18 protein-coding genes are annotated in these 18,343 nt (G+C 70.9%); 10 read left to right on the top strand and 8 right to left on the bottom strand.

Translation table 11 applies throughout. The features are described 5' to 3' along the window. Nucleotides 1–319: 319 nt before the first annotated feature. Together N4P33_RS19805 and N4P33_RS19800 are read left to right on the top strand one after the other, a co-directional pair. Complete coding sequence (locus N4P33_RS19805; RefSeq protein WP_260827973.1) at nucleotides 320–1,096, top strand: methyltransferase; 777 nt, start codon at nucleotides 320–322, stop codon at nucleotides 1,094–1,096. A 288-nt stretch (nucleotides 1,097–1,384) separates the two neighbouring features. Further along, nucleotides 1,385–1,789, top strand: a complete 405-nt coding sequence (locus N4P33_RS19800; RefSeq protein WP_260827972.1) for a DUF3040 domain-containing protein — start codon at nucleotides 1,385–1,387, stop codon at nucleotides 1,787–1,789. A gap of 124 nt (nucleotides 1,790–1,913) precedes the next feature. Here the strand turns inward: N4P33_RS19800 and N4P33_RS19795 are convergent, their stop codons facing one another. From N4P33_RS19795 to N4P33_RS19780, 4 genes are all read right to left on the bottom strand, one after another. Then, complete coding sequence (locus N4P33_RS19795; RefSeq protein WP_260827971.1) at nucleotides 1,914–4,301, bottom strand: DUF3488 and transglutaminase-like domain-containing protein; 2,388 nt, start codon at nucleotides 4,299–4,301, stop codon at nucleotides 1,914–1,916. Next, complete coding sequence (locus tag N4P33_RS19790; RefSeq protein WP_260827970.1) at nucleotides 4,301–5,662, bottom strand: DUF58 domain-containing protein; 1,362 nt, start codon at nucleotides 5,660–5,662, stop codon at nucleotides 4,301–4,303. The genes N4P33_RS19795 and N4P33_RS19790 overlap by 1 nt, the downstream gene beginning before the upstream one ends. After that, nucleotides 5,662–6,699, bottom strand: a complete 1,038-nt coding sequence (locus N4P33_RS19785) for a MoxR family ATPase (RefSeq protein ID WP_260827969.1) — start codon at nucleotides 6,697–6,699, stop codon at nucleotides 5,662–5,664. Before N4P33_RS19785 ends, N4P33_RS19790 begins: the two co-directional genes overlap by 1 nt. A gap of 258 nt (nucleotides 6,700–6,957) precedes the next feature. Then, entirely contained in the window at nucleotides 6,958–7,506 is a 549-nt protein-coding gene (locus N4P33_RS19780; protein WP_260827968.1) for a carbonic anhydrase, read from the bottom strand. A gap of 452 nt (nucleotides 7,507–7,958) precedes the next feature. On the opposite strand from N4P33_RS19780, the gene rsmH reads away from it, so the two are divergent. The 7 genes from rsmH to pstB all read left to right on the top strand — a co-directional run bounded on the left by rsmH (nucleotide 7,959) and on the right by pstB (nucleotide 14,003). Continuing rightward, on the top strand, nucleotides 7,959–8,918 hold the full coding sequence (gene rsmH, locus N4P33_RS19775) for a 16S rRNA (cytosine(1402)-N(4))-methyltransferase RsmH (protein WP_260827967.1): 960 nt from the start codon (nucleotides 7,959–7,961) through the stop codon (nucleotides 8,916–8,918). Between the two features lie 54 nt (nucleotides 8,919–8,972). Further along, on the top strand, nucleotides 8,973–9,191 hold the full coding sequence (locus tag N4P33_RS19770) for a hypothetical protein (RefSeq protein WP_260827974.1): 219 nt from the start codon (nucleotides 8,973–8,975) through the stop codon (nucleotides 9,189–9,191). A 26-nt stretch (nucleotides 9,192–9,217) separates the two neighbouring features. After that, the gene (locus N4P33_RS19765; RefSeq protein WP_260827966.1) at nucleotides 9,218–9,664 is read left to right on the top strand and encodes an NUDIX hydrolase; all 447 of its coding nucleotides are present in this window, start codon (nucleotides 9,218–9,220) and stop codon (nucleotides 9,662–9,664) included. A gap of 191 nt (nucleotides 9,665–9,855) precedes the next feature. Beyond that, complete coding sequence (gene pstS / locus N4P33_RS19760) at nucleotides 9,856–10,983, top strand: phosphate ABC transporter substrate-binding protein PstS (RefSeq protein WP_260827965.1); 1,128 nt, start codon at nucleotides 9,856–9,858, stop codon at nucleotides 10,981–10,983. A gap of 133 nt (nucleotides 10,984–11,116) precedes the next feature. After that, nucleotides 11,117–12,121 (top strand): phosphate ABC transporter permease subunit PstC, encoded by a 1,005-nt coding sequence (gene pstC, locus N4P33_RS19755; protein WP_260827964.1) that lies wholly within the window; start codon nucleotides 11,117–11,119, stop codon nucleotides 12,119–12,121. Next, nucleotides 12,118–13,176 carry a phosphate ABC transporter permease PstA gene (pstA, locus tag N4P33_RS19750; RefSeq protein ID WP_260827963.1) on the top strand — a complete coding sequence of 353 codons (1,059 nt, stop codon included), beginning with the start codon at nucleotides 12,118–12,120 and terminating at the stop codon, nucleotides 13,174–13,176. Before pstC ends, pstA begins: the two co-directional genes overlap by 4 nt. A gap of 50 nt (nucleotides 13,177–13,226) precedes the next feature. Then, the gene (gene pstB / locus N4P33_RS19745) at nucleotides 13,227–14,003 is read left to right on the top strand and encodes a phosphate ABC transporter ATP-binding protein PstB (protein ID WP_260827962.1); all 777 of its coding nucleotides are present in this window, start codon (nucleotides 13,227–13,229) and stop codon (nucleotides 14,001–14,003) included. 260 nt (nucleotides 14,004–14,263) lie between these two features. Here the strand turns inward: pstB and N4P33_RS19740 are convergent, their stop codons facing one another. Further along, nucleotides 14,264–15,262 carry an inorganic phosphate transporter gene (locus N4P33_RS19740; protein ID WP_260827961.1) on the bottom strand — a complete coding sequence of 333 codons (999 nt, stop codon included), beginning with the start codon at nucleotides 15,260–15,262 and terminating at the stop codon, nucleotides 14,264–14,266. A gap of 7 nt (nucleotides 15,263–15,269) precedes the next feature. Then, the gene (locus N4P33_RS19735) at nucleotides 15,270–15,890 is read right to left on the bottom strand and encodes a DUF47 domain-containing protein (RefSeq protein WP_189204381.1); all 621 of its coding nucleotides are present in this window, start codon (nucleotides 15,888–15,890) and stop codon (nucleotides 15,270–15,272) included. A 203-nt stretch (nucleotides 15,891–16,093) separates the two neighbouring features. Between N4P33_RS19735 and N4P33_RS19730 the strand changes: the two genes are divergently transcribed. Continuing rightward, nucleotides 16,094–16,492: a metal-sensitive transcriptional regulator gene (locus N4P33_RS19730; RefSeq protein WP_260827960.1), complete on the top strand. Its 399-nt coding sequence runs from the start codon at nucleotides 16,094–16,096 to the stop codon at nucleotides 16,490–16,492. Nucleotides 16,493–16,496: 4 nt separating this feature from the next. Here N4P33_RS19730 and N4P33_RS19725 read toward each other — a convergent pair whose 3' ends face one another. Together N4P33_RS19725 and N4P33_RS19720 are read right to left on the bottom strand one after the other, a co-directional pair. Further along, entirely contained in the window at nucleotides 16,497–16,700 is a 204-nt protein-coding gene (locus N4P33_RS19725; protein WP_260827959.1) for a hypothetical protein, read from the bottom strand. Nucleotides 16,701–16,782: 82 nt separating this feature from the next. Next, complete coding sequence (locus tag N4P33_RS19720) at nucleotides 16,783–17,634, bottom strand: hypothetical protein (protein ID WP_260827958.1); 852 nt, start codon at nucleotides 17,632–17,634, stop codon at nucleotides 16,783–16,785. Between the last annotated feature and the right edge of the window lie 709 nt (nucleotides 17,635–18,343).

Genomic DNA, 18,343 nt, shown 5'->3' with positions numbered 1-18,343 from the left:
GGCCCCCGGCACCGCGCCCCGCGACCGCGAGATGCCGGACGCGGGCTGACGGACACCGCCACGGGCGACGGCCGCCGGGCGGTGACTGCTGTCAGGACGGTGGCAGTCGCCGGTACGGCGTCGCCGGGGCGGTGCCCAGGCGCCGCCCCCAGGCAGGTGACCGGGTACCCGCCCCGGGCAGGTGACCGAATACCGGCCCGGAGGCAATAGGGTGGGAGGCGCCTGAAGCCTCCGCCGTGTCCCGGATCCGGGGTCCGGAGAGGCAGCCCGAATCGCTCCGCCGTCAACGAGGCGGTGCCGCGCCGAGGAGTCAACTGCCGTGTCGGACCTGCGCCCCCGCGCCGCCCTCCGTACCGCCGTGGTCTGGGAGGTCCTCCAGGACGCCTTGGAACGCCGGGTCAAGGCGACCGGACGGCAGGCCCTGGACGTCCTCGACACCGGCGGCGGCAGCGGCAACTTCGCCGTGCCCCTCGCCCGCCTCGGCCACCGGGTCACCGTGGTCGACCCCAGCCCCAACGCCCTGTTCGCCCTCGAGCGCCGCGCCGCCGAGGCGGACGTCGCCGACCGCGTCCAGGGCGTCCAGGGCGACGCGCACGGCCTGCTCGACGTGGCCGAGCGCGGCGGCTACGACATCGTGCTGTGCCACGGCGTCCTGGAGTACGTCGACGACCCCGCCGAGGGCGTGCGCAACGCGGTCGCCGCCCTGCGCCCCGGCGGCGTCCTCAGCCTGCTCGCCGCCGGACTCGGCGGCGCCGTGCTCGCCCGCGCCCTCGCCGGGCACTTCACCGAGGCCCGGCAGGCGCTCGACGACCCGAACGGCCGATGGGGCTCGGGTGACCCCGTGCCGCGCCGCTTCACCGCCGAGCAGCTCACCGCCCTCGTCGAGGGCGCGGGCCTCGCCGTCGGCGCCGTGCACGGCGTGCGGGTCTTCGCCGACCTCGTCCCCGGCGTGCTCGTGGACACCGAGCCCGGCGCCCTGGACGCCCTGCTGAAGCTCGAGGCCGCCGCCGCCGAGCTCGCCGCCTTCCACTCCGTCGCCACCCAGCTCCATGTGCTCGGTGAGGCCGGAGAGACCCCCGAGACCTCCGAGGTCTGAGCGCACTTCCGTGGCGCGCCGCTGATCAGCGCCCCGTGCTGACCTTCCGGCCGCCGATGGAGTCCGCCACAGGCCCCCCGAATGGCGGCTTGGCGCCGTATGATCGAGGGAGACCGTCCGGCATGACGGGTCGGCCGCAGGGGAATGTGACTCTCAGCGAGCCGGGACGTCCATGGCGAACCGGTTGGCCAATTGGCGCAGAGGGGCGGGTTTCACGGGGGCGATTCCCTGCCTATCCTGAAGGGACCCCCCGGGTCGCCCCGGCGACTGCACGATGAGGAGGACTCCGTGCCGCTCTCGGAGCACGAGCAGCGCATGCTCGAGCAAATGGAGCGAGCGCTGTACGCCGAAGATCCCAAGTTCGCGTCGGCGCTTGAGGGAAGCGGGCTGCGTACGTACACCCGGCGGCGGGTCTACCAGGCGGTCGCGGGCTTCCTCGTAGGTATTGCGCTCCTCATGGCCGGTATGGTCGCCCAGCAGGTCTGGCTCAGTGTGGTGGGATTCCTCGTCATGCTGGGCTGCGCGGTTCTCGCCGTGACCGGCTGGCGCAAGGCACCCAAGCCTGGAGAACAGCAGGCCGCCGGTGCCACAGGTTCCCCGCAGGCAGGCCGTCAGGGCAGGCAGCGGCGCTCGATGATGGACCGCATCGAGGAGCGCTGGCAGCGCCGCCGCGACGAACAGGGCGGCCACTAGCACATACGGCTCTCACCCGGCCGAAGACATGGATCAGGGGGTGACCACCGCGAAGGTGGTCACCCCCTGACGCATGCGCTTCCCGCGCACCTCTGCTGATGGTGCCCTCTGCTGCTGGTACGCCTCAGCCCTGCTGCCGCGACGGCCTGCGCCACGTCGGCCGCAGTGCCAGCGCCCGCCCCCGGACGCCGGACCACCAGGCCGAGACCGCCCAGGTCACCCGCACCGCGGAGCGCGGGACGAGGACGGCCCGCAGGCGCGTGCCCCGGCCGACCGCGGAGCGCAGTCCGGCGATCACCCGGTGCACGTCCTCCGTCAGACCGGCCACCGGGCGGGGCCGCGGCGCGTACAGGACCTGCTCCACCGCGTCGGCCACCCGGTGCACCGAGGCCGCGCCGACCTCGTCGAGCCGGCCCAGCCGCACGATGCGGGCGGCGGCCTTGCGCGGGGTCAGCGACTCGTCCGGCGAGATACCGAAGTCCCACGCCGTGTCGGTCAGCTCGTCCCAGACGGCCAGAATGTGCGGCGCCGCGTCCGTGTCCGACCGGCCGTGCGCGCCGAGGCGCACCGCGCGTGTTCGCAGCCGCCACAGCATCGGCGCCAGTGGCAGCACCAGCACGGCGAGACCGGCCAGTGCCCACGCCAGCACCGCGTACCACTTCGGCCCGTCACCGCCGCTGGGCAGCGCCGCCTGCGCCGACTCACTGGCACAGCCACCGTTCAGCTTCTTCTCCACGGCCGTGCAGGTCTCGCTCTGCGAGGGCGCGGCCGACGGAGCCGAGGACGCCTCCTGGGACGGCTGCACCGGGTCGGGCAGCGCACTGTCGGCGGTGTCCGGGACGGTGTAGGACGGGACGGATCCGCGGGTCGGGGTCGGCTCGAAGCGGGTCCAGCCCGCCCCCTCGAAGTACAGCTCCGGCCAGGCGTGCGCGTCCCGCAGCCCCACCGACACCGTGCCGTCCGCCTGCGGGGTGCCCGGCGCGAAGCCCACCGCGACCCGGGCCGGAATGCCCAGGGAACGGGCCATCGACGCCATCGCGAAGGAGAAGTGCACGCAGAAGCCCTGCTTGTCCCGCAGGAAGCGGGCGATCGCCCGTGAGCCGCTGCCGACGTCCACCTGGGTGTCGTACTCGAAGCCGCCGGTCACCGCGAAGTACTCCTGCAGCGCGACGGCCTGGTCGTAGGGGCTCTCCGCCTCCGCGGTGACCTCGCGGGCCGTCTCGGCCACCACGTCGGGCAGCGAGTCCGGCAGCTCCGTGTACTCACGCCTCAGGGCGGCCGGCGGCGCCGGGGCGTCGGCCAGCTGCTCCGCGGTGGGCCGCACATCGAGGCCGCGCACCTGGTAGGTCAGTCCGCGGGTGTTCTGGCCGTGGTCGCCGACCAGCGTCATGCCGACCGGTTCGTAGCGCCAGTTGCCCCTGATGTCCACGCCGCTCGGCGGGTACGGCATCGGCAGCCAGTCCTGGCCGTACCACTCGGCGGTCGAGATGGTGGTCACGAACTCCTTGCGCCTGACATCCGGGCCGAGGCCCGTCGGGTTCGGGAAGGCGTCGTCGGGCACGGTGGTGATCGACCGCTTGGACGGCTTCCAGGTGGTGCCGTCGAAGTCGTCCAGGGACACGATGCGCAGGTACAGGTCCGAGACGTTGTCCATCTCGGTGCGCAGCGACATCACCTGGCGGTCCTCGTCCACGTTCAGCGAGTCGCGCAGCGACACCAGCGGGTTCACCGCGGAGATGGTGCCGCCCCCGCCGCTGCCCGAGCCGACGCCCGTGCCCGCCGGGTCCAGCAGGCCGCCGTTCATCGCGGGCAGGCCGAGCGGCACCACCAGGGCGATGCCCAGCGTCAGCGCGCCGATCCGCCGCCCCGTGCGCACCGGAGCGGCCGGCCCGGCCGGCTCGTCCGGACCCCGCGATGCCCCGCCGAAGACCCGCCCCCACTGGGAGAGCCGGTCGCGGCCCTCGGCCAGCAGCAGCATCAGATAGCCGGCCGCCGCCAGCAGGAACCACAGCCAGTCGCTGCCTCCGTCGGACAGCCCGGCGGCCACTGAGTACAGCGCGAGCAGCGGAAGGCCCGCCGGCGCCGCGCTGCGGAAGGTCACCGCGAGGGTGTCCACGAGCAGCCCGATCACCAGCACCCCGCCGATCAGCATCAGCCGGATGCCGTCGGACAGCGGGGCCGGTATCGCGTAGCGGCTGACGTCGTTCCCGCCCTGCTCCAGCAGCTCGGCGAGGAAACGGAAGGCGTCCGGGCCCGGCAGCACACCGGCGAGGGCCTGCTCCCGCGCGAACACCACGGTCAGCAGCACCAGGGTCACCAGCGCCTGCACCGCCACCGTCAGCGGGCGTGCCAGCGGCACCCGCCGGGCCGCCGCGCCCACGCCCGCCTGCACGGCCAGCAGGAACGCCGCCTGCACGATCCATGTGGCCGGCTCGACCAGAGGCAGCAGGGCGCTCGCCGCCAGCAGCGTGGCCACCCAGGCGGCCAGGGCCAGCCGTACCCGCCCGCTCATCACGGTCCCTCCCCACCGCTCGCCGCGGCCAGGCCCGAACGCTCCCGCTCGGCCTGACGCCACAGCTCGTTCAGCGACGCGCCCCGCGGCACCGCCAGCGCCGTCCAGCCCGCCTCGCGCAGCAGCCGCAGCCGATGCCCGCTCCTGTCCAACGCGCCGGACCCTTCGGCCGGTTCCCGCATCCACGCCCCGCTGTCCAGCACGAAGGCGAGGGCGCCCCCGCTGCGCTGCCGCATCCGGGCGAGCACCGCGGCCTGCTCCTCGTCGAGATCGCCGAGGAACGCCACCAGCAGCCCCTCGTTCCCGCCGCGCAGCACGTCGTACGCGCGCGACAGGCCCGCGCCGTCGGAGTGGTCCACGACCGCGAGGGTGTCCATCATCAGCCCGGCCGCGTCCGCCGACTCCTGGCTGGCGCCCGCGAACCCGTCGGAGCCCTCGCCCGGCACCACATTGCCGGTGTCGGTCAGCAGCCGCACCGAGAAGCCCCGCTCCAGCATGTGCACCAGCACGGAGGCCGCGCCCGACACCGCCCACTCGAAGGCCGCGTCGGGGCCCGCGCCCTGGTAGGCGATGGCGCGGGTGTCCAGCAGCACCGTGCAGCGGGCCCGCTGCGGCTGCTCCTCGCGGCGCACCATCAGCTCGCCGTAGCGCGCGGTGGAGCGCCAGTGCACCCGGCGCAGATCGTCGCCGTATCGGTAGCCGCGCGGGATCACGTCGTCCTCACCGGCCAGCGCCAGCGCGCGCTGCCGCCCGTCGCCGTAGCCCTTGGCCTCACCGCTCAGCCGCACCGGCGGCAGCGGCTCCACACGCGGGATCACCGTGAGCGTGTCGTACGTGGAGAAGGACCGGGTCAGCTCGCACATCCCGAACGGGTCCGACAGCCGCAGCTGCAGCGGGCCCAGCGGATAGCGTCCGCGCAGATCCGAGCGGACCCGGTAGGACACCTCGCGGCGCCCGCCCGCCTCCACCCGGTCCAGCACGAACCGCGGGCGCGGGCCGAGCACGTAGGGCACCCGGTCCTGGAGCATCAGCAGGCCGGTCGGCAGCCGGGAGATGTTGTCCATCCGCAGATGCACCCGGGCCTCGCTGCCGGCGGGCACCCGCGCGGGGGAGAGCCGGCGGCTGCCTGCGACCCGGTACCGGGTGCGGTACAGCACGGCCGCGCACACCAGCGGCAGCACCGCGAGCAGGAGGCCGACCCGCAGCAGATCGCTCTGGCCGAGCACATAGGCGCAGATCGCGGCGGCCACACCGGCGGCCAGGAACGAACGCCCGCGGGTGGTGAGCCCGGCCAGTGCCGTGCGCAGTCCGCCCCTGTCGCCGTCGGCGCCCTCGGCGTGAACCGCACCCGCGGTGGTCATCACAGCCTCCGCGGCGGCTGCTGGCCGTACGCCGGGCCGCTGTGGCCCAGGCCGTAGCCGGTCTGCTGGGGGGCCGCCGCGGGCACCGGGGTGCGTTGCAGGATGTCGTGGACCACCTGCTCGGCGGTGCGGCGGTTGAGCTGGGCCTGCGCGGTCGGCAGCAGCCGGTGGGCCAGCACGGCCACCGCGAGCGCCTGGATGTCGTCCGGCAGCGCGTACTCCCGGCCGCTGAGGGCGGCGGACGCCTTCGCCGCGCGCAGCAGATGCAGCGTCGCGCGCGGGGAGGCGCCGAGTCTGAGGTCGGGGTGCGTGCGGGTGGCGGCGACCAGCTCCACCGCGTACCGGCGCACCGGCTCGGCCACGTGCACGCCGCGCACCGCCTCGATCAGCTTCAGGATCTCGTGCGCGTGCGCCACCGGCTGGAGGTCCTCCAGCGGGGAGACACCGCCGTGCACGTCCAGCATCTGCAGCTCGGCCTCCGCGCTGGGGTAGCCGACCGAGACGCGGGCCATGAAACGGTCGCGCTGGGCCTCCGGCAGCGGATAGGTGCCCTCCATCTCGACCGGGTTCTGCGTGGCCACCACCATGAAGGGGCTGGGCAGCTCGTAGGTCTTGCCGTCGATGGTGACCTGGCGCTCCTCCATGGACTCCAGGAGCGCGGACTGCGTCTTCGGCGACGCGCGGTTGATCTCGTCACCGATCACCACCTGCGCGAAGATGGCACCCGGCTTGAACTCGAAGTCCCGGCGCTGCTGGTCCCAGATGGACACACCGGTGATGTCCGAGGGCAGCAGGTCCGGCGTGAACTGGATCCGCCGCACCGAGCAGTCGATGGACCGCGCCAGGGCCTTCGCCAGCATCGTCTTGCCGACTCCCGGGACATCCTCGATGAGCAGATGTCCCTCGGCGAGCAGTACGGTCAGCGAGAGCCGTACGACCTCGGGCTTGCCCTCGATCACGCCCTCCACCGAACCCCGTACGCGCTCGACCACGCCGGTCAGTTCAGTGAGGCTCGCTCGATCGTCATAGGTCGTCACCCGGCCCTCCTCGGCCTTTCCCCGCGCTCACTGGGAGCGGAGGACCCCAAATGTCCCGGGCCGACGCCTTGCTCTGCGGACCGGCCCACCCCGAATACGGACGCCACGCGCACAACGTTCCGCGTGACACCACCCCCGCATTCTTGCTGCCGTTACCGATTCGTGTCACTCGCCTGTGGACAACTGACGGCGATATGTCGGATCTTACGACCTTTGTGTCACCGGGGGATCGGGTCGCACTCGGGGCGGGCGGGCAGGTCAGGCGGGGTCGATCTCGCGCAGCAGACCGGTCTTCACATCGAACACAAAACCACGCACGTCGTCGGTGTGCAGCAGGAACGGCGAGGTCCGCACCCGCTGCATCGACTGCCGCACGTCCTGGTCGACGTCCCGGAACGCCTCCACGGCCCAGGCAGGACGCTGGCCCACCTCCATCTCCAGGTCGTGCCGGAACTCCTCGGTGAGGGACTCCAGGCCGCAGCCGGTGTGGTGGATCAGGACCACGCTGCGGGTGCCCAGCGCGCGCTGGCTGATGGTCAGCGAGCGGATCACGTCGTCGGTGACGACACCGCCCGCGTTGCGGATGGTGTGGCAGTCGCCGAGCTCCAGGCCGAGGGCGGCGTGCAGGTCGAGCCGGGCGTCCATGCAGGCCACCACCGCGACCTTCAGGACCGGACGGGCGTCCATCCCCGGGTCGGTGAACTCGGCGGCGTACTTCCGGTTGGCGTCGACCAGGCGGTCGGTGACCGAGCCGCCGCCGACGGTCGTGCCAGTGGAGTCGGCGGGAACCGATGCAGAAGTCGTCATACTCATGACGTTACTGGTCACCCTCGATCCCGGCGCGCTGTGAAGTCGGGACAAAGCCGGGACAAAGAACGTCATCACGCCGTGGTGTGAGGGAACCCACAGGAGTGGTGTGACGCCCCTCGTACGGGTGATTCCGTCACCGCGTGGTTGCCCCGTGCCCCGGCCCGCGACGCGCAGGCCGGTTGATTGACCGGGCCACCCCGTGGACTAAAGTGACGCGAAGCGGTAGGCGAGACTCTGCGCGAGACTTACTCCGCTGAACGGAATTCCCCCGGAGCCCCGGGCCCCCCTGCCCGGAGATCCCCCCGCGTGCGCGGCGCGTACGTACGGCTCGGCCTCCTCCCGCTCCCGGCCGGCTGACGCTTGAAGGCGCCGGCAGGCCCCCCCTTCACCGGGACAGGGGCGGGGACCCGGCGGTGCGTCTCGCATCGTGCCGGATTTGAGAGGGCCCCTTGAGCGAGAGTCGACACGTCCCGGTGATGCTCCAGCGGTGCCTGGATCTGCTGGCACCCGCCCTGGAGCGCCCCGGAGCGGTCGTCGTCGACTGCACCCTCGGCCTCGGCGGCCACAGCGAGGCGCTGCTGAAGCGGTTCCCCGAGGCCCGGCTCGTCGCCCTGGACCGCGACAAGGAGGCGCTGCGCCTGTCCGGCGAGCGGCTCGCCCCCTACGGCGACCGCGCCACCCTGGTGCACGCCGTCTACGACGAACTGCCCGAGGTGCTCGACAAGCTCGGCATCGCACGCGTGCAGGGCGTCCTGTTCGACCTCGGCGTCTCCTCCATGCAGCTCGACGAGGCCGACCGCGGCTTCGCCTACGCCCAGGACGCCCCCCTCGACATGCGCATGGACCAGACGACCGGCGTCAGCGCCGCCGAGGTCCTCAACACCTACCCGCCCGGCGAACTCGTCCGCATCCTGCGCGCCTACGGCGAGGAGAAGCAGGCCAAGCGGATCGTGGCGGCGATCGTCCGCGAGCGCGAGAAGGAGCCGTTCACCACCAGCGCCCGCCTGGTCGAGCTGATCCGCGACGCGCTGCCGCAGGCCGCCAAGCGCACCGGCGGCAACCCGGCCAAGCGCACCTTCCAGGCCCTCAGGATCGAGGTCAACGGCGAACTCGCCGTGCTGGAACGCGCGATCCCGGCCGCCGTGAAGGCCCTCGCCGTGGACGGACGCATCGCCGTGCTGTCGTACCACTCGCTGGAGGACCGGCTGGTCAAGCAGGTGTTCGCGGCGGGCGCCGCCACCACCGCACCCCCCGGGCTGCCCGTCGTCCCCGAGCGCTACCAGCCCCGGCTCAAGCTGCTCACACGCGGTGCCGAACTTCCCACCGAGGAGGAGATCGCCGAGAACCGGCGGGCGGCACCCGCGCGGCTGCGTGGCGCCCAGCGCATCCGGGAGGACGTCGACGACTGAGGGCGGGCTCGGGCGGACTCAGCGCAGCGTGTGTGACGACTCAGGGGAGCGTGAGTGAGCAGTAAACCCGAACTGAAGGGGAGGGCGGCCCGCCTCGCGCGGCTCATCCCCACCGGACGCGCCCAGGCGGCCCGCACCCCGCGCATCGCCCCGGCCACGGCGTACGCGCTCGGCGTGCTGCACGCCGACCAGCGGCATGAGGTGGAGGCGGCGCGGTACGCGTTCCAGCGCTGCTGGCAGAAGGAGCAGAAGGAAGCGATCGGCACGTTATAGAGCGCCTCAAGGGAGGGACACACACCGTGGGCACCCCCACCACCCTCGTCGTCCACGCCGCCGGCTGTGTCCTGTGGCGCCGCTCCCCGGTGACTGGTGACATCGAACTGTGTCTCGTCCACCGCCCCAAGTACGACGACTGGTCCTGGCCCAAGGGCAAGCTGAAGCGCGGCGAGGACCCGCTCGCCGCCGCGCTGCGCGAGGTCGCCGAGGAGACCGGCCACACGGCCGTCCCGTCCGCCGAGCTCCCCACGGTCCGCTACCTGGCCAAAGGCCGCCCCAAGCAGGTCCGCTACTGGGCGGCCGAGGCCCTCTCCGGCACCTTCACCCCCACCTCCGAGGTCGACCGCATCCTCTGGCTCCCCCCGGACAGAGCCCGCGCCCACCTCACCGAACCACGCGACGCCGCCCTCGTCCCCGCCCTCCTGGCGACCCTGCACGAGATACGCGACACCCCCGTGTCCTCGACGTAAGCGTTCCGTGACCTCACCGCACCGTCCACAGGGGTTCACCCCCCGTTCATTTACGCCCATCGGCGCCTTCACCTGTTCTGCCTAATTTCGGCCTTACGCGGTGCGGATCGCCCGAAGAAAGAAGCATCCGCGTCACTCACACTTCGCGCACGCCGCCGAATTCAGGACGGCGGCTCCTGGAAGGAACTCAAGTGAAGCTTCAGCGCATGAACCGGCGGGCCCTCGCTCTCGGTGCTCTCGCCGTCTCCGGCGCCCTGGCCCTCACGGCGTGCGGCTCCGACGACACCGGTGAGGCGAACGGCGGCGACGCCTCCGCCACCGCGCAGGCCGGCAACATCGACTGCGGCGACGCCAAGGGCCAGCTCCAGGCCTCCGGCTCCTCCGCGCAGAAGAACGCCATCGACGCCTGGGTCAAGCAGTACACCGCCGCCTGCAAGGACGTGCAGATCAACTACCGCCCGGACGGCTCCGGCGCCGGTATCACCGCCTTCACCCAGGGCCAGACCGCCTTCGCCGGCTCCGACTCCGCGCTGAAGCCCGACGAGGTCGCGGCCTCGAAGAAGGTCTGCTCGGGCGGCCAGGGCATCGACCTGCCCATGGTCGGCGGCCCGATCGCCGTCGGCTTCAACGTCCCGGGCGTGGACACCCTCACCCTGGACGCCGCGACCCTCGCCGGGATCTTCGACAGCAAGATCACCAACTGGAACGACGAGGCGATCAAGAAGCTCAACCCCGACGCCAAGCTGCCCGACCTGAAGATCCAGGCCTTCCACCGCTCGGACGAGTCCGGCACCACGGACAACTTCACCAAGTACCTCAAGGCCGCCGCGCCCGACGACTGGAAGTACGAGCCCGGCAAGGCCTGGGAGGCCAAGGGCGGCCAGTCCGCGCAGGGCTCCTCCGGTGTCGCCCAGCAGGTCAAGCAGACCAGCGGCGCCATCTCCTACTTCGAGCTCTCCTACGCCAAGGAGGGCATCAAGACCATCGACATCAAGACCGAGGCCGCAGAGCCGGTCAAGGCCTCCGTCGAGAACGCCACCGCGGCCATCGGCGCCGCCAAGGTCGTCGGCCAGGGCAAGGACCTCGCCCTGGAGCTGGACTACACCCCGTCCGCCGACGGCGCCTACCCGATCGTCCTGGTGACGTACGAGATCGTCTGCGACAAGGGCAACAAGGCGGAGACCCTGCCGGCCACCAAGTCCTTCCTGAACTACATCGCCTCCGAGGACGGTCAGAGCCTGCTCGCCGACGCGGGCTACGCCCCGATGCCCGAGGAGATCATCACCAAGGTCCGCGAGACCATCTCGAGCCTCAGCTGACCCGAGAGTGCGGACCGACCCCGGTGACGGGGCCGGTCCGCACCGTCCGGTGCACCGCCACCTGGAGCCCCCGGCCACCGGGCGGCTCCGACCGAGCCGCCCCGCCCGGCGGCTCCGCAGACCGGAGACCCCGATGGACATAACGACACAGCAAACAGCTCCTCCCCCTCTCCCGCAGCCTTCGCCGGCCGAGCAGAAGCGCGCCGCCCGCGGCGCCACCCGCCCCGGCGACCGGATCTTCCTCGGCCTCTCCCGCGGGTCCGGCATCCTCGTCCTGGTGATCATGGCCGCCATCGCGGCCTTCCTCACCTACCGTGCCGTCCTCGCGATCAGCAAGGACGAGGCCAACTTCTTCACCGCCTTCGAGTGGAACCCCGCCGGCATCCCGCCGCAGTTCGGCATCGCGGTCCTGGCCTTCGGCACCGTCGTCTCGTCGATCATCGCCATGATCATCGCGGTGCCCGTCGCGGTCGGCATCGCCCTGTTCATCACGCACTACGCGCCCCGCCGCCTGTCCGGCCCCATCGCGTACGTGATCGACCTGCTCGCCGCCGTGCCGTCCATCATCTACGGCCTGTGGGGCGCCCTCGTCCTGGTGCCGCAGCTGGTCGGCCTCTACGGCTGGCTCGACGACTACCTCGGCTGGACCGGGATCCTCGAGTGGAACGACGGCGCCCCGCGTTCGCTGTTCACCGTCGGCATCCTGCTGGCCATCATGATCCTGCCGATCATCACCAGCGTGAGCCGCGAGGTCTTCGACCAGGTCCCGCGCATGCACCAGGAGGCCGCCCTGGCCCTCGGCGCCACGCGCTGGGAGGTCATCCGCATGTCGGTGCTGCCCTTCGGCCGCTCCGGCGTCATCTCCGCCTCGATGCTGGGCCTCGGCCGCGCCCTCGGCGAGACGATGGCCGTCGCCATGGTGCTCTCCCCGAGCTTCGACATCAACGCCAGCCTCCTCGACCCGGGCGGCGGCACCTTCGCCCAGAACATCGCCAGCAAGTTCAACGAGGCGACCGAGATGGGCCGTGACGCGCTGATCGCCTCCGGTCTGGTCCTGTTCGTCATCACCCTGCTGGTCAACGGCGCGGCCCGACTGATCATCGCCCGCCGCAAGGAGTACTCGGGGGCCAACGCATGAGCCACGCACTGCACGACAAGCCTCCGGTCAGCTCCCTGCGCGGCGCGACCCTGCCCAAGTGGTTCGCGTGGGCGGTCGCCGCCGGATCGATCGCCGTCGGCCTCGGCATCAGCACCGCGGCCGGCCTGAACAGCGACATCCAGTGGGCACTGATCGCCGCCCTGCTGTTCGTCGTCGGCTCCTACGCCATCTCGGCCAAGGTCGAGGGCAGCCGCCAGGCCAAGGACCGCACCGCGACCAGCCTGGTCTGGGTCGCCTTCATCCTGGCCGTCGTCCCGCTCGCCTCCCTGACCTGGGAGACCGTCAAGCAGGGCGTGAAGGTCCTCGACGGCTTCTTCCTGACCCACTCGATGGGCGTCGTCGCCGACAGCGAGCCCGGCGGCGGTATCTACCACGCCATCCTCGGCACCCTGGAGCAGGTCGGCCTCGCCACCCTGATCTCCGTGCCGGTCGGTGTGCTCACCGCGATCTACCTGGTCGAGTACGGCCGCGGCAAGCTGGCCAAGGCCGTCACCTTCTTCGTCGACGTCATGACGGGCATCCCGTCGATCGTCGCGGGTCTGTTCATCCTCAGCCTGTGGATCCTCATCCTCGACATGGGCTACTCCGGCTTCGCCGGCTCGATGGCCCTGTCCATCCTGATGATCCCGGTGGTCGTCCGCTCCACGGAGGAGATGCTCAAGCTCGTCCCGAACGAGCTGCGCGAGGCGTCCCTCGCCCTGGGCGTGCCGAAGTGGCGCACCATCCTGAAGGTGGTCCTGCCGACCTCCATCGGCGGCATCACCACGGGCGTGATGCTCGCGATCGCCCGTATCACCGGCGAGACCGCCCCCGTGCTGCTGCTGGTCTGGGGGACGAACTTCATCAACTCCAACCCCTTCTCCGACCCGCAGGCCTCGCTGCCGATGTACATCTACCTGCAGTACACCAACGGCTCGGAACCGGCCTACGACCGTGCCTGGGCGGCGGCCCTGACGCTCATCGCGTTCATCATGATCCTCAACCTGGTGGCCCGCGGCATAGCCCGCTGGAAGGCCCCGAAGACCGGTCGCTGACGCGGCCACGAGTCAGTACCGTCAGCGACCCGAAAGAAGCAGTGATTCACATGGCCAAGCGCATCGATGTCAGCGGCCTCAACGCCTACTACGGCTCCTTCCTGGCCATCGAGGACATCTCGATGACCATCGAACCCCGCTCGGTGACGGCCTTCATCGGCCCCTCCGGCTGCGGCAAGTCCACGTTCCTGCGCACCCTCAACCGCATGCACGAGGTCACCCCCGGCGGCCGGGTCGAGGGCAAGGTCATGCTCGACACCGAGAACCTGTACGGCAGCGGGATCGACCCGGTGGCCGTGCGCCGCGAGGTCGGCATGGTCTTCCAGCGCCCGAACCCGTTCCCCACGATGTCGGTGTACGACAACGTGGCGGCGGGCCTGCGCCTCAACGGCAAGTACAAGAAGTCCGAGCTGGACGATGTCGTCGAGAAATCCCTCCGGGGCGCGAACCTCTGGAACGAGGTCAAGGACCGCCTCAACAAGCCCGGCTCGGGCCTCTCCGGCGGTCAGCAGCAGCGTCTGTGCATCGCGCGGGCGATCGCCGTCGAGCCGAACGTCCTGCTCATGGACGAGCCCTGCTCCGCCCTGGACCCGATCTCCACCCTCGCCATCGAGGACCTGATCGGCGAGCTGAAGGAACGCTTCACGATCGTCATCGTGACGCACAACATGCAGCAGGCGGCCCGCGTCTCCGACCGCACCGCCTTCTTCAACCTGGCGGCCGTCGGCCAGCCCGGCAAGCTCATCGAGATCGACGACACGGAGCGCATCTTCTCCAACCCGTCGGTCCAGGCCACGGAGGACTACATCTCCGGCCGCTTCGGCTGAGCCGGAACCCCGATCCCCTCGCGGTGCTGCATGGCGGTGCCACCGCGAGGAAAGGGCCCGCTCCCGGTTCCCGGGGGCGGGCCCTGCTGTGTGTACGGCACCTTCTCATCCAACCGAGCCGACCCTGCGGCGCCTTCTCATCCAACCGAGCCGGCCCTGCGGTGCCTTCTCATCCAACCGAGTCGGGTGGTGGGTGGGCATAGGCCGGGGGTCCAGGGGGCGGAGCCCCCTGGTACGGCACCCGGAGAGAACGCCGCGCCCTACAGAAACGCCAGGTTCACCAACCCGAACGCCGCCGCAGCAACCGCCGCCGCCGCCGGCATCGTAATGAACCACCCCAGCACGATGTTCTTGGCAACCCCCCACCGCACCGCATTGATCCGCTTCGTAGCCCCCACACCCATGATCGCCGAAGTGATCACATGCGTAGTGGAGATCGGCGCATGAAACAGAAACGCCGACCCGAACATGATCGTCGCCCCCGTACTCTCCGCCGCGAACCCCTGCGGCGGATCCAGCTCAATGATCTTCCGCCCCAGCGTCCGCATGATCCGCCAGCCACCCGCGTACGTGCCCGCGGACAGCATCACCGCACAAGCGATCTTCACCCACACCGGAATCGGATCGCCGTAGTCCTCGACATCGGCGATGACCAGCGCCATCACCACGATGCCCATCGTCTTCTGCGCGTCCTGCAGACCGTGCCCCAGCGCCATCCCCGCCGCGGAGACCGTCTGCGCGATCCTGAAGCCCCGCTTCGCCTTGTGCGGATTGGACCGCCGGAAGATCCACATGATCGCCGTCATCACCAGATAACCGGCGAGCAGACCCACCACCGGCGACACGAACATCGGGATGACGATCTTCTCCAGCACCCCGTCCCAGTACACGGTCGTCCCGCCGGCCAGCGCCGCCCCCACCATGCCGCCGAACAACGCGTGCGAGGACGACGACGGCAGCCCGAAGTACCAGGTGATGAGGTTCCAGGTGATCGCCCCGACGAGCGCGGCGAAGAGGATGCCCATCCCCGTCGACCCCTCGGGCGTCTGGATGAGCCCCTCGCTGACGGTCTTGGCGACCCCGGACCCGAGGAAGGCGCCGGCGAGGTTCATCACGGCAGCCATCGCCAGCGCCACCCGGGGGGTGAGCGCCCGCGTCGACACGGACGTCGCGATCGCGTTCGCCGAGTCGTGGAAGCCGTTGGTGTACGTGAAGAAGAGCGCGACCCCGATGGTCACGACCAGAGCGAAGGTGTCCATCGGCCGGTCAGGACTCCTTGACGGCGATGGTCTCCACCGTGTTCGCCACATGCTCGAAGGCGTCGGCCGCCTCCTCGAGTACATCCACGATCTGCTTCAGCTTGAGCACCTCGATGGCGTCGTACTTGCCGTTGAAGAGGTGGGCCAGCAGCTTGCGGTGGATCTGGTCGGCCTGGTTCTCCAGGCGGTTGACCTCGATCCAGTACTCGGTGAGGTTCTCCATCGTGCGCAGATGCGGCATGGCCTCCGCGGTGAGCTCGGCGGCCCGCGCCAGCACCTCGATCTGCTGCTCGACGCCCTTGGGCAATTCCTCGACGTTGTAGAGGACGACCAGGTCGACGGCCTCCTCCATGAAGTCCATGATGTCGTCGAGGGACGACGCGAGGGAGTAGATGTCCTCGCGGTCGAAGGGCGTGATGAACGAGGAGTTCAGCTGGTGGAAGATCGCATGCGTGGCATCGTCACCTGCGTGTTCCGCGGCCCGCATACGCTCTGCGATCTCGGCCCGGGCGGAGGAGTCCGCCCCGAGCAGTTCCATCAGGAGCTTGGAGCCTGTGACGATGTTGTCCGCGGACGCGGCGAACATGTCGTAGAAGCTCGTCTCCCTGGGGGTCAGACGAAAGCGCACGTGGGGTCCTCTATGTGCATCGGTTTCGGTCAGGCTGATGCTAGGCGCATCTTCCGGCCACGACTATCGGGCCGCCCCCCAGTGTCGCCCATCGGACACGGTGATGAGCACGGGGGCGGTCGGCCAAGAGGCCCCTACCCGGCAAAGTTCGGTACCATATACCCACCAGGGGTATATATCGACCAGCACAGCAGGAGGACGCCATGACGACCACCGAGGCCGGCGCCGGTGCGCCCTCCGCCCCGGACGTGACGGACGAGACGGACGAGACGACCGCGACCGCATCAGCCACGGAGATCATCACGGACCACGACCGCGGCATCCACGGCTACCACAAGCAGAAGCAGGAACACCTCAAGCGCCTGCGCCGTATCGAGGGCCAGATCCGCGGCCTGCAGCGAATGGTCGACGAGGACGTCTACTGCATCGACATACTCACCCAGGTGTCCGCCTCCACCAAGGCCCTGCAGTCCTTCGCGCTGCAACTGCTGGAGGAGCACCTGCGCCACTGCGTCGCGGACGCGGCCGTCAAGGGCGGCGACGAGATCGACGCGAAGGTCAAGGAGGCGACGCAGGCGATCGCGCGCATGATGCGCACCTGAGGCATCAGCGCCCGGGGTCCACGGACCCCGAGTCCGTACCGGTGTTCCTGCGCTCCTCCGCGACCCGCAGCACCTCGTCGATGCTCTCCAGACTGAGCCGGTCCTCGGCTTCGGAGGCGGCGATCATCAGCTCGCCGGTGAGCTCGATCTCGGCGAGGGCCACGTGGTCCTGAACCGTCCCACCGCCGAGCGGAGCCACACGCGTCACCTCGTCTCTGCCGTCACCGGCTTCCTAGAGTAGGGAGCGCAATACACACCGCGCATGGCACGTAAGGGCTAGTTCACGCCGGTCACTCCTCGGCGATCCGGCCCGCGTAGATGTCCTGCGCCTCGGGCAGCCGTACGTCCGCGGGGGCCCCGAAGTCGTACAGCAGCGTGGTCGACGCCACGGCGACGGGCCTGTCCTGCTGCCCGTTGACGAAGCTGAACCGGTGCCGGATCTTGCGGATCCGCCCCTGGTCGTCGAGGTAGACGTCGAACGGAACCTCGGCGGTGGCGAACCCTTTCGCCGCCGCACGCAAGGGCCCCCGGTTGGCCTCGCTCGCCCCCCGCGCGGCCACGGCGAGATCCGCGGTCCCCCGGTAGTGCCGCACGGCCACCCCCGCCACTTCCGTCCTCTCCACGAACGTCGCCGTCCGCGTCCCGCGCAGCACCTCGGCCGCGGCGAGGGGATCGGTGACACCGCCGGTGACGAGATTCCCGTCGGACAGCGTCGCGGTGTCCACCCGCACCCACTTGTCGGCGGGCACACCGGCGCCCCGGTTCTTCATGTACAGCGCACCGGGCGCGAGCAGTTCGGTGATGGGCCGCCGGGCGGTGTCCCCGGCGGGATCCTCGGGCAGCACGACCTTCAGCCGCCCCACCCGCTTCCCGAAGTCGTAGACGCCCTCGCCCCGGATGGTCACCCGGGTCCCCCCGGTGGCCATCTCCATGGAGGTCCGCGCCTTGGAACTCCGCGCGTCGACCAGCGCGTCGGCGGCCCGCGCCACGGTCTCGACAGGATCCCCGGCGGGCGGCCCCCCGGTCACGGCCCCACTGGGAGCGCACCCCGAGCTCGCGGCCCAGAGACACCCCACGACCCCGATCGCAACGCCCCCGACACCGGCCCGCCTGCCCCGCAGCTGCCGTCGCGATCCAGCCATCGCCTTGCCCACCCCCGCTACGTCCGACACGGGCCGCCTGTCGTCCGGGTTAACGACGAGTAGGTGCCCCCGTCACGCGCCGCCGGGCCCCCGCTACGGTGGTCCCGTGCCGAACGAGGACGCCGAAGCACCCCCCGTGGACCACATCACCACCACCACCGAACAGGGCCCCTTCTGCACAGCCCGCTGCACCTGCGGCTGGCGAGGCCCAGCCAGAAGAGCCAGAAGCCAAGCCAGAACAGACGCCCAAAACCACACCCAGGAGTGACCCCCACCCCACCACTGAGCCACTCGCACTCACGAAGCCACATGCGGCATATCTGCGCAGCCGCGCGTCGCTACACAGCCGCGAGTAGCTGCGCACCCGCGCACATGCGCCCTGCCTAGCTACGTAGCTGCGGGCAGTCGTGCCGCTGGGGCGGCACGGGTGGGCGCAGCGGCACCCCGCCAGCGCGGGCAAGCGAAACCCACCCCCGCCCAGCCCCCACGCCCCGCACCATGGAACCCCGCGCTCCCCATGGAACCCGCGCCCTCCCCACCCCGTCTCGTCCCACGACACCAACGGGAGGCGGACGCGGACATGGAACGGCGAACCTTCATCGCAGCCGGCACGGCAACCCTCATCACAGCCTGCACAAGTACAAGCACCGGCAAGGGCACAGACACCGGCACCCGCTCCACCGGCACACCCACCCTCACCACCACCGCC

This window comes from Streptomyces sp. 15-116A (assembly GCF_025290915.1).
Classification (GTDB): Bacteria; Actinomycetota; Actinomycetes; order Streptomycetales; family Streptomycetaceae; genus Streptomyces.
Note: the sequence above shows the minus strand (reverse complement) of the source record. Positions and strands in the feature narration are given on the sequence as shown.

What these genes read in the sequence shown, in the direction of transcription:
- N4P33_RS19795 (WP_260827971.1), bottom strand. Translation starts at nt 4,301, where the DNA reads ATGAGCGGGCGGGTACGGCTGGCCCTGGCCGCCTGGGTGGCCACGCTG.
- N4P33_RS19790 (WP_260827970.1), bottom strand. Translation starts at nt 5,662, where the DNA reads ATGACCACCGCGGGTGCGGTTCACGCCGAGGGCGCCGACGGCGACAGG.
- N4P33_RS19780 (WP_260827968.1), bottom strand. Translation starts at nt 7,506, where the DNA reads ATGACGACTTCTGCATCGGTTCCCGCCGACTCCACTGGCACGACCGTC.
- pstC (WP_260827964.1), top strand. Translation starts at nt 11,117, where the DNA reads ATGGACATAACGACACAGCAAACAGCTCCTCCCCCTCTCCCGCAGCCT.
- pstA (WP_260827963.1), top strand. Translation starts at nt 12,118, where the DNA reads ATGAGCCACGCACTGCACGACAAGCCTCCGGTCAGCTCCCTGCGCGGC.
- pstB (WP_260827962.1), top strand. Translation starts at nt 13,227, where the DNA reads ATGGCCAAGCGCATCGATGTCAGCGGCCTCAACGCCTACTACGGCTCC.
- N4P33_RS19740 (WP_260827961.1), bottom strand. Translation starts at nt 15,262, where the DNA reads ATGGACACCTTCGCTCTGGTCGTGACCATCGGGGTCGCGCTCTTCTTC.
- N4P33_RS19730 (WP_260827960.1), top strand. Translation starts at nt 16,094, where the DNA reads ATGACGACCACCGAGGCCGGCGCCGGTGCGCCCTCCGCCCCGGACGTG.
- N4P33_RS19720 (WP_260827958.1), bottom strand. Translation starts at nt 17,634, where the DNA reads ATGGCTGGATCGCGACGGCAGCTGCGGGGCAGGCGGGCCGGTGTCGGG.